This window comes from Paracoccus sp. R86501 (assembly GCF_042466435.1).
Taxonomy (GTDB): domain Bacteria; phylum Pseudomonadota; class Alphaproteobacteria; order Rhodobacterales; family Rhodobacteraceae; genus Paracoccus.
This window is the reverse complement of the sequence record NZ_JAXHPZ010000001.1, coordinates 2,872,858-2,886,601: the sequence shown is the minus strand read 5'-3', so window position 1 is coordinate 2,886,601 and position 13,744 is coordinate 2,872,858. Positions and strand designations below refer to the sequence as shown.

General features: G+C 65.6%; 15 protein-coding genes and 1 tRNA gene. 9 read left to right on the top strand and 7 right to left on the bottom strand.

The annotated features are described in order from the left end of the window. Window positions 1-252 precede the first annotated feature (252 nt). The 3 genes from SJY40_RS14125 to leuB form a co-directional block, all read right to left on the bottom strand. Window positions 253-329, bottom strand: a tRNA-Pro gene (locus SJY40_RS14125). Window positions 330-378: 49 nt separating this feature from the next. Continuing rightward, window positions 379-1,338, bottom strand: coding sequence for a DMT family transporter (locus SJY40_RS14120; RefSeq protein WP_378947763.1), 960 nt, complete (start codon window positions 1,336-1,338; stop codon window positions 379-381). Then, on the bottom strand, window positions 1,338-2,465 hold the full coding sequence (gene leuB / locus SJY40_RS14115; RefSeq protein WP_378947761.1) for a 3-isopropylmalate dehydrogenase: 1,128 nt from the start codon (window positions 2,463-2,465) through the stop codon (window positions 1,338-1,340). The genes SJY40_RS14120 and leuB overlap by 1 nt, the downstream gene beginning before the upstream one ends. 154 nt (window positions 2,466-2,619) lie before the next feature. Between leuB and SJY40_RS14110 the strand changes: the two genes are divergently transcribed. From SJY40_RS14110 to SJY40_RS14090, 5 genes are all read left to right on the top strand, one after another. Next, a complete protein-coding gene (locus SJY40_RS14110; protein WP_378947758.1) occupies window positions 2,620-3,111 on the top strand; it encodes a hypothetical protein in 492 nt (163 codons plus the stop codon). A 73-nt stretch (window positions 3,112-3,184) separates the two neighbouring features. Beyond that, window positions 3,185-4,375 (top strand): MFS transporter, encoded by a 1,191-nt coding sequence (locus SJY40_RS14105; protein WP_378947755.1) that lies wholly within the window; start codon window positions 3,185-3,187, stop codon window positions 4,373-4,375. After that, window positions 4,368-5,408 (top strand): glycosyltransferase family 4 protein, encoded by a 1,041-nt coding sequence (locus tag SJY40_RS14100; RefSeq protein WP_378947752.1) that lies wholly within the window; start codon window positions 4,368-4,370, stop codon window positions 5,406-5,408. The genes SJY40_RS14105 and SJY40_RS14100 overlap by 8 nt, the downstream gene beginning before the upstream one ends. A gap of 20 nt (window positions 5,409-5,428) precedes the next feature. Then, window positions 5,429-6,046, top strand: coding sequence for a glycosyltransferase family 29 protein (locus tag SJY40_RS14095; RefSeq protein ID WP_378948464.1), 618 nt, complete (start codon window positions 5,429-5,431; stop codon window positions 6,044-6,046). A gap of 72 nt (window positions 6,047-6,118) precedes the next feature. Beyond that, a complete protein-coding gene (locus tag SJY40_RS14090) occupies window positions 6,119-7,141 on the top strand; it encodes an aspartate-semialdehyde dehydrogenase (protein WP_378947749.1) in 1,023 nt (340 codons plus the stop codon). Window positions 7,142-7,225: 84 nt separating this feature from the next. Here the strand turns inward: SJY40_RS14090 and SJY40_RS14085 are convergent, their stop codons facing one another. After that, complete coding sequence (locus SJY40_RS14085) at window positions 7,226-7,873, bottom strand: carbonic anhydrase (RefSeq protein WP_378947746.1); 648 nt, start codon at window positions 7,871-7,873, stop codon at window positions 7,226-7,228. A gap of 182 nt (window positions 7,874-8,055) precedes the next feature. Here SJY40_RS14085 and SJY40_RS14080 point away from each other — a divergent pair, with 182 nt between their 5' ends. The 3 genes from SJY40_RS14080 (at window position 8,056) to SJY40_RS14070 (ending at window position 10,645) form a co-directional block, all read left to right on the top strand. Continuing rightward, on the top strand, window positions 8,056-8,391 hold the full coding sequence (locus tag SJY40_RS14080; protein WP_378947743.1) for a hypothetical protein: 336 nt from the start codon (window positions 8,056-8,058) through the stop codon (window positions 8,389-8,391). Window positions 8,392-8,457: 66 nt separating this feature from the next. Continuing rightward, window positions 8,458-9,831, top strand: a complete 1,374-nt coding sequence (locus SJY40_RS14075) for a leucyl aminopeptidase family protein (RefSeq protein ID WP_378947740.1) — start codon at window positions 8,458-8,460, stop codon at window positions 9,829-9,831. Between the two features lies 1 nt (window position 9,832). Beyond that, window positions 9,833-10,645, top strand: coding sequence for an NlpC/P60 family protein (locus SJY40_RS14070; RefSeq protein WP_378947737.1), 813 nt, complete (start codon window positions 9,833-9,835; stop codon window positions 10,643-10,645). A gap of 15 nt (window positions 10,646-10,660) precedes the next feature. Here the strand turns inward: SJY40_RS14070 and truB are convergent, their stop codons facing one another. The 3 genes from truB to rbfA all read right to left on the bottom strand — a co-directional run bounded on the left by truB (window position 10,661) and on the right by rbfA (window position 12,815). Then, window positions 10,661-11,554 (bottom strand): tRNA pseudouridine(55) synthase TruB, encoded by an 894-nt coding sequence (gene truB / locus SJY40_RS14065; protein ID WP_378947734.1) that lies wholly within the window; start codon window positions 11,552-11,554, stop codon window positions 10,661-10,663. Window positions 11,555-11,623: 69 nt separating this feature from the next. Continuing rightward, the gene (locus tag SJY40_RS14060) at window positions 11,624-12,379 is read right to left on the bottom strand and encodes a phosphodiester glycosidase family protein (RefSeq protein ID WP_378948461.1); all 756 of its coding nucleotides are present in this window, start codon (window positions 12,377-12,379) and stop codon (window positions 11,624-11,626) included. Further along, entirely contained in the window at window positions 12,369-12,815 is a 447-nt protein-coding gene (gene rbfA / locus SJY40_RS14055; RefSeq protein WP_378947731.1) for a 30S ribosome-binding factor RbfA, read from the bottom strand. Before rbfA ends, SJY40_RS14060 begins: the two co-directional genes overlap by 11 nt. Before the next feature lie 73 nt (window positions 12,816-12,888). On the opposite strand from rbfA, the gene dapB reads away from it, so the two are divergent. Next, complete coding sequence (gene dapB, locus SJY40_RS14050) at window positions 12,889-13,722, top strand: 4-hydroxy-tetrahydrodipicolinate reductase (RefSeq protein WP_378947728.1); 834 nt, start codon at window positions 12,889-12,891, stop codon at window positions 13,720-13,722. The last annotated feature ends 22 nt before the right edge of the window (window positions 13,723-13,744 follow it).

The window sequence follows — 13,744 nt, the reverse complement described above, 5'->3', positions numbered from 1 at the left end:
ACTAGTCCTTTCTTGCGAAGCTGCAATGAACTTTGCTCGATCTGCTTTCGCATTCGGGAGCCTCTGATCGCGTCTTGCCATGCCCCTAGCTCGCAGATTGAAGCGGGGAGGATAGTAGACCGTTGTCTCAGGTAGTTAGTGTAGTGCGGGGTACCGCCTGTAACGCTTCCAAACTACGTCAGCCTTGCTGCCGCAAAGGAAGAATTGTGGCCACTTGAGGAAGACTTCAGTGGCAATCAACAATCGGGAAATTGGTCGGAGCGAGAGGATTCGAACCTCCGACCCCCTGCTCCCGAAGCAGGTGCGCTACCAGGCTGCGCTACGCTCCGACCGTAGGTGGGGCAGGTAGCGTGCAACAGGCGCGAATGCAAGCCCCAATCAGCTACGCTGCGGCCACAATCTTTGCATGATTGTGGATTTCGGCGTGGTCACCGTTTCGCTGCGCATGCGGGACGATGTGACGGGGCGGTTGACCGAGACGCCTCCGCGGCCTTCGCGTACCACGATGTAGATGCCGGATGCGATGATGACACTGGCGCCGACGATCGTCGGCAGATCGACGCTTTCGCCGAACAGGAACCAGCCATAGCCCGTTGCCCACAGGATCTGGGAATATTGCATCGGCGCGACGGTGGTCGCCTCGCCGGCGCGATAGGCCTGAATGACAAGAAAGCTGGCAATCAGGCCAAGGCTTGCGATAATGCCGGTCATGCCGAAATGGTGCAGCTGCATCGGCTGATAGCTGACAGTCAGCGCCGCACCCGTGGCCAAGAAGTTGCCAAGCATCGGCCACATCATCAGGACCAGCGGCCTTTCGCGCGACCCCAGACGGCGGATGACGATGGCGGCGACCGCGCCTGCCATAGCGCTGCACATGGCGGCCAGATGCCCCAGCTGCAATTCCTGCGTACCGGGGCGCAGCACGATCAGCACGCCCGACAGGCCGACAACGACCGCCCCCAGACGGTGGATGCCGACGCGTTCGCCCAGCAGCGGGATCGACAGCATGGTGATCAGCAGCGGCGTGGTGAACAGGATCGCATAGACCTGTGTCAGCGGCAGGGTCGAGAAGGCATAGAAGCCAGCCATTCCCGCCACGACGGCGCAGATGGTGCGCAGAACGACCCAACCCGGATTTGCAGGACGCAGGGTCCCGGGTTGGGGGTTGCTCATCAGGATGATGGACACCAGCGGGAACGACAAAAGCGAAGCGAAGAACAGGATCTGAAGCGCCGGGTATGTCGCCCCAAGCGATTTGATGATCACATCATGCGTTGCATAAAGCCCCATGGCTGCAAGCTGCAGCAGGGCACCTTTGACGTTTCCCGACAGTGCCATCAGACCCCTTTCGACAAAGCTGCGATAATGTGGTCGCCCATCTGGGCGGTGCTGACGGGGGTGCCGCCCTCGGGACCCATCAGGTCCGCGGTGCGCACCCCGTCGGCCAGCACGCGTTCGACCGCGCGTTCCAGTTCCGCCGCCGCATCGCCCTGATCGAAGCTGTAGCGCAGCGCCATGGCAAAGCTGAGGATGCAGGCGATGGGGTTGGCCTTGCCTTCACCCGCGATGTCGGGGGCGGACCCGTGGACGGGCTCGTACATGGCCTTGGGGCGGCCGTTCGCCATCTTGGCACCAAGGCTGGCCGAAGGCAGCATGCCCAAGGATCCGGTCAGCATCGCCGCCGCATCCGACAGAACGTCGCCGAACAGGTTGTCGGTGACGATCACGTCGAACTGCTGCGGGCGGCGGACCAGCTGCATGGCACCGTTGTCGGCATACATGTGGCTCAGTTCGACATCGGGGTATTCGTTGTCGTGGACCCACTGCACCTCTTCGCGCCACAGGATGCCCGATTCCATGACGTTGGCCTTTTCCATCGAACAGACGCGGTTGCCGCGACGACGGGCCAGTTCAAAGGCCGAACGGGCGACGCGGCGGATCTCGCCGCTGGTATAGCGTTGGGTGTTGATGCCGACGCGGCCACCTTCGTTGTCGGGGTTGTTGTTGTCAGCATGGATGCCGCGCGGTTCGCCAAAATAGACGCCGCTGGTCAGTTCGCGCACGATCAGGATGTCCAGACCGGCCACGACCTCGCGCTTGAGGCTGGAAAAATCGGCCAGCGCGTCAAAGCACTGCGCGGGACGCAGGTTGGCGAACAGGTCCATTTCCTTGCGCAGACGCAGCAGGCCACGTTCGGGTTTGACGCTGAAATCCAGCACATCGTATTTCGGACCGCCCACGGCACCCAGCAGGACCGCATCGACCGATTGCGCCTTTTCCATCGTCGCATCTGCCAAAGGCACGCCATGCGCGTCATAGGCTGCGCCGCCGACCAGATCCTGCGTGACATCGAAGCTCATCCCGCGGTTGCTTTCGAACCAGCCGATGACCTTGACGACCTCTGCCATGACTTCGGGGCCGATCCCGTCGCCGGGCAGGATGAGAAGCGAGTATTGGTCGGACATGATCCCTCCGTTGGCGCCAGCCTCGGCGCGTGTCATTTCGGGTTAGACAAGCCCCGCCGCAGGGTCAAGATCGCGGGGCCGTTCACGGTGAGTTGCCTTGCACACGGGCAACCTGTGGTCGACCTTATGGGCAGAGTGACTGATGGGAAACGCGATGAGAACCATGCGGATCGTCATGGCAGCCATGCTGGCAGCCGGTACAACCTTGCCCCTGAACACCGCCCTTGCACAGGGCGCCGAGGGGATTCCGGGCGACAGGCTGGTCGTGCCGCTGCCCGATGTGTCGGGTCTGGACCAGGCGCAGGCCAGCGAACTGGCCCATGAACTGGCGCGGGCCAATGTCATCACCTCGAACTGTCCCGACCATGATGTCGACGATGGCGCGTGGCAGCTGATGACCGGCACGACGGACGCGCTGACCGCCAAGCTGGGACTGGACCCCATCACCTATGACCGCGAATATTTCCGCCCCGCCTTCGGCCTGACGGACGACCCGCAGGCCTGCGACAAGCTGGGGCCGGGGGTGCAGGACACCGTCGACAAGCTGGTGCAGATGGGCGGTGGCACGCAATCGGCCAGCCAGGCCGAACCGCAAACCGATACGCCGCCCGCAGAGACCGCGACACAGGACGCCCCGGCGAACTGATCCCTGCACCATTTGCAGATCTTGCAAGATCCTCTGCCATGGCACAGCCTGCCGTGGGGAAGCGGAGGATCACATGCCGGCATATTCAGCGGGTCTGGCCAGTCTGGTGCTGGGCTATATGCTCAGCCAGTTCTATCGGGCATTTCTGGCCGTGTTGGCACCTACGTTGCGCCACCAGCTGGGGGCGACGGCGGGGGATCTGGCGCTGTCTTCGGGGCTGTGGTTCATCGCCTTCGCTCTGATGCAGCTGCCGGTGGGGGCGGCGCTGGACAGATGGGGGCCGCGCCGGACCGTCGGCCTGCTGCTGGGGCTGGGGGGCGCGGGCGGTGCCGCCGTCTTCGCGCTGGCCACGACGCCCTGGCATCTGCATGTCGCGATGACCCTGCTGGGCATCGGCTGTTCCCCGGCGCTGATGGGTCCCTATTACATCTTCGCACGCGAATATCCGGCCTCGGCCTTCGGGACGCTGGCGGGCGTGCTGGTGGGCTTTGGATCACTGGGCAACATTCTGGGGGCTGCGCCGCTGGTCTGGGTGATCCAGACACTTGGCTGGCGTCCGGCGTTGTGGGGGCTGGCGGCGGTCACGCTGATGGTGGCGGCGCTGGTGATGGCCAAGGTCCGCGACCCGGCGGCATTGGGCGCGGAACATCCGCAAGGCTCGATCGGGCAGATCCTGCGGCTGCGGGCGCTGTGGTTCATCCTGCCGCTGTTTGCGGTGAACTACGCCGTGGCGGCGGCAATCCGCGGGCTGTGGGCCGGACCATGGTTGGAGCAGGTGCATGGCGCCGATGCCACCCAGATCGGGCGATACACCTTGGCGATGGGGCTGGCGATGGTCGCGGGCAGTTTCGCAGCCGGACCCGCGGCGCGTCTGCTGGGCGGTGCGCGGCGGGCGATGCTGCTGTTCACCGCCGTGATGATCGCGGCGCTGAGCGTCATGTGGCTGGCGCCGGAACTGGGGCCGATATGGGCGGCGGTGCTGCTGATGGTGCTGGGCTTCTTCGGGTCGGGCTATCCGCTGCTGATGGCGCATGGCAAATCCTTCCTGCCGCGGCATCTGGTCGGTCGGGGCGTGACCTTCCTGAACATGTTCTCGATCGGGGGCGCGGGGGTAATGCAGTTCGCATCACGGCCGGTTTTCGGGGCGGCGCAGGCGGCCTACCCCTCGGCGCAGGCCTTCGCTATGCTGTGGCTGTTCTTCCTGATCCCGCTGGTGGTCGGGTTCCTGCTGTATTTCCTGACGCCCGAGGCCGAAAATGGATGACACCCCCCTGGTCGTGGCCCCGAACCTGAAGCGGCGGCTGTCTGGCGTGACCGCCACCGTGGTCCGCCTGATCCCCGTGCAGGCCCGCATGATCGCCATTCGCGCGACGGGACCGGGCCTGCCCGACGATGTTCCCCATATCCCGCTGGTGCGCGCGGCCACCCTGCCCCGCGACCGCTGGCGCGTCTGGCATGCGCGGCGCAACACGGAGATGGCGCTTGGGCTGATCCTGCGCCGCGTGCTGCGCCGGAAATACCGGCTGCTGTTCACATCGGCCGCGCAGCGCAGCCATACCGGTTTCACCCGCTGGCTGATCCGGCAGCAGGACGCGCTGGTGGCGACATCGCCGCAGGCGGCCAGCTATCTGGAACGTCCCGCAACCGTCATTCTGCACGGCGTCGATACGCAGATCTTCCACCCTGCCTCCGACCGCGCCGCCCTACGGGCCGAACTGGGGCTGGACCCCGACGCAGTGCTGATCGGCTGCTTCGGACGGGTGCGCGCGCAAAAAGGCGTCGATCTGCTGGTGCAGGCGGGGCTGGAATTGCTGCCAAAGCACCCCAAGGCCCAGATCATCTTCACCGGCCGCATCACCCAGGACAATCGCGCCTTTACCGACGACCTGTTGGCGCAAATCAAGGCGGCGGGCCTGTCCGACCGCATCCGTTTCCTTGGCGAACTGCCGTGGGATCAGGTCGTGCGCCATTATCAGGCGCTGGACCTGTTCGCCGCCCCCGCCCGGTGGGAGGGCTTCGGCCTGACCCCGCTGGAGGCGATGGCCTGCGGCGTGCCCACTGTCGCCGCCCGCGTCGGCGCCTATGAGACGCTGATCCGCGACGGCGAAACCGGCAGTCTTGTTCCCAAGGATGACGCGCCTGCCTTGACCGCCGCACTTGGCCGCTGGCTGGACGATGATGCAGGCCGCGCAGCCGCTGGACAGGCCGCCCGCAACCACGTCATCGCCAACCACGCCATCGAGGGCGAGGCCCGCGCCCTTGTCGCCGTCTATGAAAACCTGCTGGCCAAGGCATGAGCGACCCGCACGCCCCCGCCCTGTCGCGCCTGGACTTCATGGCCGCCCGCCTGCTGCGCAACGACAGCCGCATCGCGCGCATGTCGATGCCGCAGGGCAATCTGCTGGCCGATCTGGACGGGCGGCATGTCGCGCTGATCGGCAATGCGCGATCGCTGGCGGAAACGCGTCACGGGGCGGATATCGACGCCGCTGATCTGGTCATCCGCATCAACCGCGCCCCTATGCCCGCAGCCGCCAGCCATGGCACCCGCACCGACTGGCTGGCACTGGCCACCCGCCTGCCGGACGCCGACCGCGCACGTCTGAACCCCGATCGCATCCTGTGGATGTCCCCCAAGCGCAAGCGGCTGGATTGGCGCACCGCCAGCGGGGCAGGCTTCTATCTGCACCCGCTGGCCGATTATCAGGCCCTGCGCGACCGGCTGTCGGCCCCGCCCACCACCGGCGCGATGATGATCGACCTGCTACTGCGCGGACCCTTGGCATCCCTGACGCTTTACGGGTTCGATTTCTTCGCCAGCCTCAGCCTGTCGGGCCGCCGCAGCGCCGCCGATGTGCCCCATGATTTCAGCGCCGAGGGCGCATGGGTCGAGGACATGCTGCACCGTGATCCGCGGCTGACGCTGGTGCGATAGGGGCCAAGGCCTTCCCATGCCCCTGCAATTGCGGTAAATGCCTGCGACCGCAGAAGAAGGAGTCCCCGGAAAATGGGTTATAAAGTCGTCGTCGCAGGTGCCACCGGAAACGTGGGCCGCGAAATGCTGAACATCCTTGATGAGCGCCAGTTCCCGATTGACGAGATTGCCGTGCTGGCATCGCGTCGCAGCCAGGGAACCGAAGTCAGCTTTGGCGACAAGACTCTCAAGATCAAGGATATCGAGCAATTCGATTTCACCGGTTGGGACATGGCGCTGTTTGCCATCGGGTCGGATGCCACCAAGAAATACGCCCCCATCGCGGCAGCGGCCGGTTGCGTCGTCATCGATAACAGCTCGCTCTATCGCTATGACCCCGATGTCCCGCTGATCGTTCCGGAAGTGAACCCCGACGCCATCACCGGCTATTCCAAGAAGAACATCATCGCCAACCCCAACTGTTCGACCGCGCAGATGGTCGTGGCGCTGAACCCGCTGCACGAACGTGCGCGCATCAAGCGCGTCGTCGTCTCGACCTATCAGTCGGTGTCGGGCGGCGGCAAGGATGCCATGGACGAGCTGTGGAACCAGACCAAGGGCATGTATGTCCCCGGCCAGGAAGTCGCACCGTCGAAATTCCCCAAGCAGATCGCCTTCAACGTGATCCCGCAGATCGACGTCTTCATGGAAGACGGCTCGACCAAGGAAGAATGGAAGATGGTCGCCGAGACCAAGAAGATCATGGACAAGTCGATCAAGGTCACCGCGACCTGCGTCCGCGTCCCGGTCTTTGTCGGCCATTCCGAAGCCCTGAACATTGAGTTCGAGGATTTCCTTGACGAAGACGAGGCCCGCGACATCCTGCGCGAAGCCCCCGGCATCATGGTCGTCGATAAGCGCGAGCCGGGCGGTTACACCACCCCCGTCGAATGCGTTGGCGAATACGCGACCTTCATCAGCCGCATTCGTCAGGACAGCACGCTGGAAAACGGCCTGAACATCTGGTGCGTCAGCGACAACCTGCGCAAAGGCGCGGCCCTGAACGCCGTTCAGATCGCCGAGCTGCTGGGCAATCGGGTCCTGAAGAAGGGCTGATCGCCCCTTCGGACCACCGCGCATGAAACGGGGGCGGCAGGCATCAGCCTTGCCGCCCCCTTTCATGCGCGCATGGCATGTGCCTTAGACGGCGACCCATTTGTTGCCGGCATCCTCGGCCTGCAGCAGCGTGCCTTCGCTGATGTCATGGACCAGCCCGTGCAGGGACAGGGTGCCCGCCTCGACGGCGCTGCGCACGAAGGGGAAGGTCATCAGGTTCTCGATCGAGACCAGAACGGCCTCTTGTTCCAGCGCGCTGACCTGTTCGGCCTCGGGCAGTTCCTTCACACGCTCGTATCCGGGGCGCAGGATATCCATCCAGCGACCGACAAAGCTGGTCTTTTCCTCCAGCTCGGGGGCGTGTCCCGAACACATGGCATGGCAACCGGCAACGCCGCCGCATTTGGTGTGACCGACGACGATCAGATGCGCGACCTTCAACGCCTCGACCGCGTATTCGACCGCCGCCGACGTGCCGTGCTGCAACCCGTCGGGCGCATAGGGCGGCACGAGGTTGGCGATATTGCGGTGGATGAAAAACTCGCCCGAATCGGCACCAAAGATGCTGGTGACATGCACGCGGCTGTCACAGCAGGAAATCACCATGGCGCGGGGGCGCTGACCCTCATCTGCAAGGCGGCGGAACCATGCATGGTTTTCCGCATGCGAGGTGGCTTTCCACCCTTGATAGCGCTTGATCAGATATTGCGGCAACGGAGACAGGTTGTGCATCTGGAACCTCACTTTCTGAACACGCGTAATAGGCCGATATTAAGACAAATTCGAGCGGTTTCTTGATCTGGCGGCAAGGCTTTGTTCACCGGTTGCGGTCATGTTCCCCGATGCAGGGAAAAGACCCATCGGAGGTGCGGATGGCACAAATCTCGGCTTTGGCCATATCTGAGGCTGTTCGCGTGGACGGCCGGCGTGTCGCCGAAATTTTCGCCGAACTTGGCGAACCGGCGGCGCGGAACGTCATTGGAATGGCGCTGGAGCAGCTGGCCTCGATCCTGACGGAGGTGGATGCGGCCCTGGGGGCAGGCGACATGGCGCAGTCTGTCGCCCATGCCGAACGCATGTCGCGGCTGGCATGGCAGATCGGGCTGTTGTCGCTGGCGGGCGTGGCGATGGATCTGGGCAGCACGGCGGAACGGGGTGACATGCCTGCGGTTGCCGCCATCCGGGCGCGGTTGCTGCGCGTCGGCAACAGGTCGCTGACCGCCATCTGGGACCGCGAGGCCATGCCGTAAGGGCGGTTGGGGTTGCGGCAGATTGCACGATCTGTAGGCTGGCGCCGATCTGCGAAGGAACATGTCATGACGCCCGAATTCGCCACCGATTCTGACAACGCCCGCCCGCTGTGGCTGATCTGGAGCGGTCAGGATATTCCCGCTGACTCAGCCGCCGGCACGTGGCCCGAGGCCACCGGTTTCACCGCCAAGGCGGGCGAGATCTGCCTGCTGCCCGATGGTGACGGGGGCGTCAGGGGCGCGCTGATGGGGCTGGGTGCCCGCGACCGTGCGGGTCGCGACCGCTTCCAATTGGCCCGCGCCCATGCGCTGCCCAAAGGTGACTGGCGTCTGGCCAACCAGCCCGACGGCCTGACCCCCGACCAGCTGGCGCTTGGCTGGCTGCTGGGCCAATACCGATTTACCCGCTATGCCGGAACGCTGACGCAGGGCCCGCGTCTTGTCTGCCCGCAGGGTGCCGATACCGACCGCGTGCTGGCCATTGCCGCGGGCGAATTCCTGACCCGCGACCTGATCAACACCCCCGCCAGCGACCTTGGCCCTGACAAGTTGGAGGCCGCGGCCCGCGCCCTTTGCAACGACCTTGGCGCCAAGATCGAGGTGACGACGGGCAAGGAGCTGCTGAAGACCAATTTCCCGCTGATCCATGCGGTGGGCCGCGCCTCGGCCATCGAACCGCGCCTGCTGGACATCCGCATCGGCGATTCCGGCCCCACGCTGACGCTGGTCGGCAAGGGCGTCTGCTATGACACGGGCGGGCTGAACCTGAAGCCCGGCGCCTCGATGGGGCTGATGAAGAAGGACATGGGCGGGGCGGCGACCGCGCTTGGCCTGCTGAAGATGCTGGTGAAAACCGGTGCCACGCAGGGCATCCGCCTGCGCGTTCTGATCCCCGCCGTCGAAAACAGTGTCGCGGGCAATGCTTTCCGCCCCGGCGACATCCTGGCCAGTCGCAAGGGCCTGTCGGTCGAGGTGAACAACACCGACGCCGAGGGCCGTCTGGTTCTGGCCGACGCCCTGACCTATGCCGCCGAGGAAACCCCCGATCTGATGATCTCGCTGGCGACGCTGACGGGGGCCGCGCGTGTGGCCTTGGGGCCGGATGTGCCGCCCTTCTATTGCGATGACGATGCGACGGCGACAGCGCTGCAATCTGCGGCGATGCAGGTGGGCGACCCGCTGTGGCGCATGCCCTTCTGGGAACCTTACGATGCCATGATCGAACCCGGCATCGCCGATCTGGACAATGCGCCCTCGGGTGGAATGGCGGGGTCGATCACGGCGGCGCTGTTCCTGAAGCGCTTTGCCGAAGGTGCGGGCCGCTATGCGCATCTGGATATCTATGGCTGGCAACCCGCTGCCGCCCCCGGTCGCCCCAAGGGTGGCGTCGGCCAAGGCGCGCGGGCCATTCTGGCCGCCCTGCCGCAGATCCTGTCCTGATATGGATCGTCGCCTGACCCCCGCCACCGACCGCGTCGCGCTGGAAAGCCTGCGCGGCCAGTTGGACCGCCCCGCCTATACCGCCGGACGCCCCGCGCGGCTGGCGGTTCCGCTGACTGATATCCTGACCGCCCCTGACGGTCGCCGTGACCGGCAGCTGGTCTTCGGCACCGACCTGACGTTGATCGAGGAACGCGGCGACATGGTCTTCGTCCAATCGGCGCTGGACGGATATTGCGGATGGGTGCGCGCCGATGCGCTGACCCATGACCTGCCCGCGCTGACCCATCGCGTCACCGCCCCCGCCACCCATGTCTATCCGGCCCCCGACATGAAGCGCCCGGAAGCGATGTCGCTGACCCGCGGGTCGCGGCTGTCGGTGACGGGGATTGCGGACGGCTTTGCCGAACTGGCAGGCGGAGGCTTCGTCCCCGCCCAACATATCGGCGACCAGCCCACCACCGATCCGGCGCAGGTGGCGGAAACGCTGCTGGGGACGCCCTATCTGTGGGGCGGCAACAGCCGATGGGGGATCGATTGTTCGGGGCTGGCGCAACTGGCGCTGACGGAATGCGGCATCGCCTGCCCCGGCGACAGCGATCTGCAGCGTGATGCGTTTCCGGTGACAGACAGCATCCAGCGCGGCGATCTGCTGTTCTGGCCGGGGCATGTCGCGGTCGCGCTGTCGCCCGACATGATGATCCATGCGACGGCATGGCAGATGACGGTGATCCGCGAATACATTCCCGATGCCATCGCCCGCATCGATGCGGCGGGCAGCGGACCGTTCCAAGGCGCGCGCCGCCCAAGGTGACGCGCGCCGGTCGGCTTACAGGTTAAACACACGCTCGGGCTGGACCGTGCCACCCTGATAGCGGCCGATGCAGACCGGACCCTTGGCGTCCGAGACCCAGACCAGCTCGCCCCATTCGGCGCCATTGGTCACTTCGCCCGGGTTACCGTTGCGGATGCGGGTGGCGCCTTCGGGGGTAGCGCGCAGCATCGGCAGGTCGGTCAGGCCGGTTTCCAGCGGCATCAGCTGGCTTTCCAGCCATTCCTGCGCCTCGCGGTCGATCTTGTCGAAGGCGACGCCGTTTTCGGCCTCGAATGGGCCGGACCATGTGCGGCGCAGATGCGCGACATGGCCAAGGCAACCCAAGGCACGACCCAGATCGCGGGCAATGGACCGGACATAGCCGCCCTTGCCGCAGACCATCTCCAGACGCGCGGTGTTGTCGTCAGCGTCCAGCAGGGTCAGGCTCTCGACCCACAGGGGGCGCGCGGCCAGCTCCATCTCGATGCCTTCGCGGGCCAGATCATAGGCGCGTTCGCCATCGACCTTGACGGCGGAATAAGCGGGCGGGATCTGCATGATCTCGCCGGTGAAACCGGCCAGGGCGTCCTGCACCTGATCGCGGGTCGGGCGGGCATCGGCGGTCTTGACCACATCGCCCGAGGCATCGTCGGTGGCCGTTTCCGCCCCCCAGTTCACCACGAAGTCATAGCATTTCAGCGCGTCGGTGATGATGGGAACGGTCTTTGTCGCCTCGCCCAGGGCCACGGCCAGAACGCCCGTCGCATCGGGGTCCAGCGTGCCCGCGTGACCCGCCTTCTTGGCGTCCAGCGCCCATCGCACCTTTGCCACGACCGAGGTCGAAGTGACCCCTGCGGGTTTGTCCACGATCAGCCAGCCATTGACCTCACGGCCCTTCTTGCGCGCCATCCGAAACTCCTGAAAATCAAGGGGCGGGGGGATAGCCCCGCCTGAGGTTGCCGTCAACCGGCCACGAAATCAGTCCTGTCCGACCAGACCGATGATCGGCCCCATGCTGCGCCCGAAATCGGCGCGATTGACCGAAGGGGCGTAAAGCCGCGACACCGATCCGTCGAAATACAGCGCATCGCGTGCGCCAAGGCGGTCGCGGAACATGCGCCCGAATTCATGGAAGGTCACGGGACGGTTGGAAATGGCGAACCATGCAGTCTGCCCGTCAGGCGACACGCCGACGCCATTGCGGATATAGCGGCTGTCGCTGTCTTTCAGAAAGCGCGGATGCAGATCGCCGTCCACCACCAGCATCGGTCCCGATTGGGTGGCGATGCGGCATTCGGGACGTGCGGTCGCAAAGGCGCGGGTCTCGATCACCTGGAAGGGGCGGTCGCCGCCCGCGCAGAAGACGCCATTGGGCAGCATGCCGAAATTGCCTTCGCTGGCACCGGTGACGATGGGCGACAGTTCTTGGCCGTCGATGACCAGCAGGCCCACGGGGCGATAATCGGGGTGAAACATCCCCGCATTCATCGCGAAGGCAAGCGCCTGCCCGTCATCCAGCGTCCGGCGGACATTGTTGAAATTGCGCAGCGGCTTGCCGTCCGCGCCATTCTGCCAGATCTGCAGATCGCCCTGCGCGTCGGCGGGCACCGTGCACAGCACGTATCCCTGCCCATCATGTTCCACACGCTCGCAGGTGGCAGCCCCCGCGGGGATTGCCAGTGCGACCAGCATGCCGACCGCCACCGCAAGGCGGCGTGGCAGATCAGCGATCATCGCCATCCTCGGGCGCGTCGTCATCAAGTGCATCGTCATCGGGGGCCTCGACGTCGCGGCGGACGCGCTCATCCTCGAACAGGCGGCGGGTGTCGTCCATGCGGTCGAAGGTCTCGTCCAGCTGGAAGACCAGCTGGGGGGCGAACTTCAGGGTCATGCCCTTGACGATCAGGTGGCGCAGCTCGGGCGTGTTGCGACGCAGGGCGGCCAGCGCCTCCTGTGCATCGCGCCCACCAAGCGGCAGCACATAGGCCGTCGCCACCTTGAGGTCGTTCGACATGCGAACCTCGCCCACGGTGATGGAATGACGGTTCAGATCCGCGTCATGCACATCCGCGCGCATAAGCACGTCGGAGAGGCTGCGGCGGATCACTTCGCCCACACGCAGCTGACGCTGCGACGGGCCACGATCTTGGGAATTGCGGTTCTGTGCCATGCGCCCCGATGTAGGGGGTCGCGGGCCGGCCCGCAACGGGATATGACGCTGTAAAAGCCAACAGGGGTGACAGATGAGCGATTTTCAGAACACCGACGCACCGACCCGCCCCGGGATCGTGGTCACGGGCGCATCCGGACGCATGGGCCAGATGCTGATCCGCCTGATCCTGGACAACCCGCAGGTCCGGCTGGCAGGCGCGCTGGAACGCGCAGGCCATGACTGGGTGGGTCGCGATATCGGAGAGGCCATGGGCGGCGCGCCCGTGGGCGTCACGGTCAGCGATGACGCGGTGGCGACCATCGCGCAGGCGCAGGCGGTGATCGATTTCACCGCCCCCGATGCGACGGTGGCCTTCGCGGAACTGACCGCGCAGGCGCGCGCCGTGCATGTCATCGGCACCACCGGCATGGAGCAGGCGCATCTGGACAAGCTGGCCGCCGCCGCCCGCCACGCCCCCATCGTGCGCGCCGGCAACATGAGCCTTGGCGTCAACCTGCTGGTCGGCCTGACCCGCAAGGTCGCCGCAGCCCTCGGCACCGATTGGGACATCGAGGTCGTCGAGGCCCATCACCGCCACAAGGTCGATGCCCCATCCGGCACCGCCCTGATGCTGGGTCAGGCCGCAGCCGAGGGTCGCGGTGCCACCCTTGACGACCTGCGCACCCCCGCCCGCGAGGGCATCACCGGCGCGCGCGAAACCGGCAGCATCGGCTTTTCCGCCATTCGCGGCGGCGATGTCGTGGGCGAACACGACGTGATCTTTGCCGCCGACGGCGAACGCATCGTGCTGCGTCATCTGGCCACCGACCGCGCGATCTTTGCCCGCGGGGCCATCCGTGCCGCCGTCTGGGGCCAGGACAAGGGTCCGGGCGAATACGACATGAACGACGTGCTGGGGCTTTGATCCCGCTGCGAAAGGCCAAGGC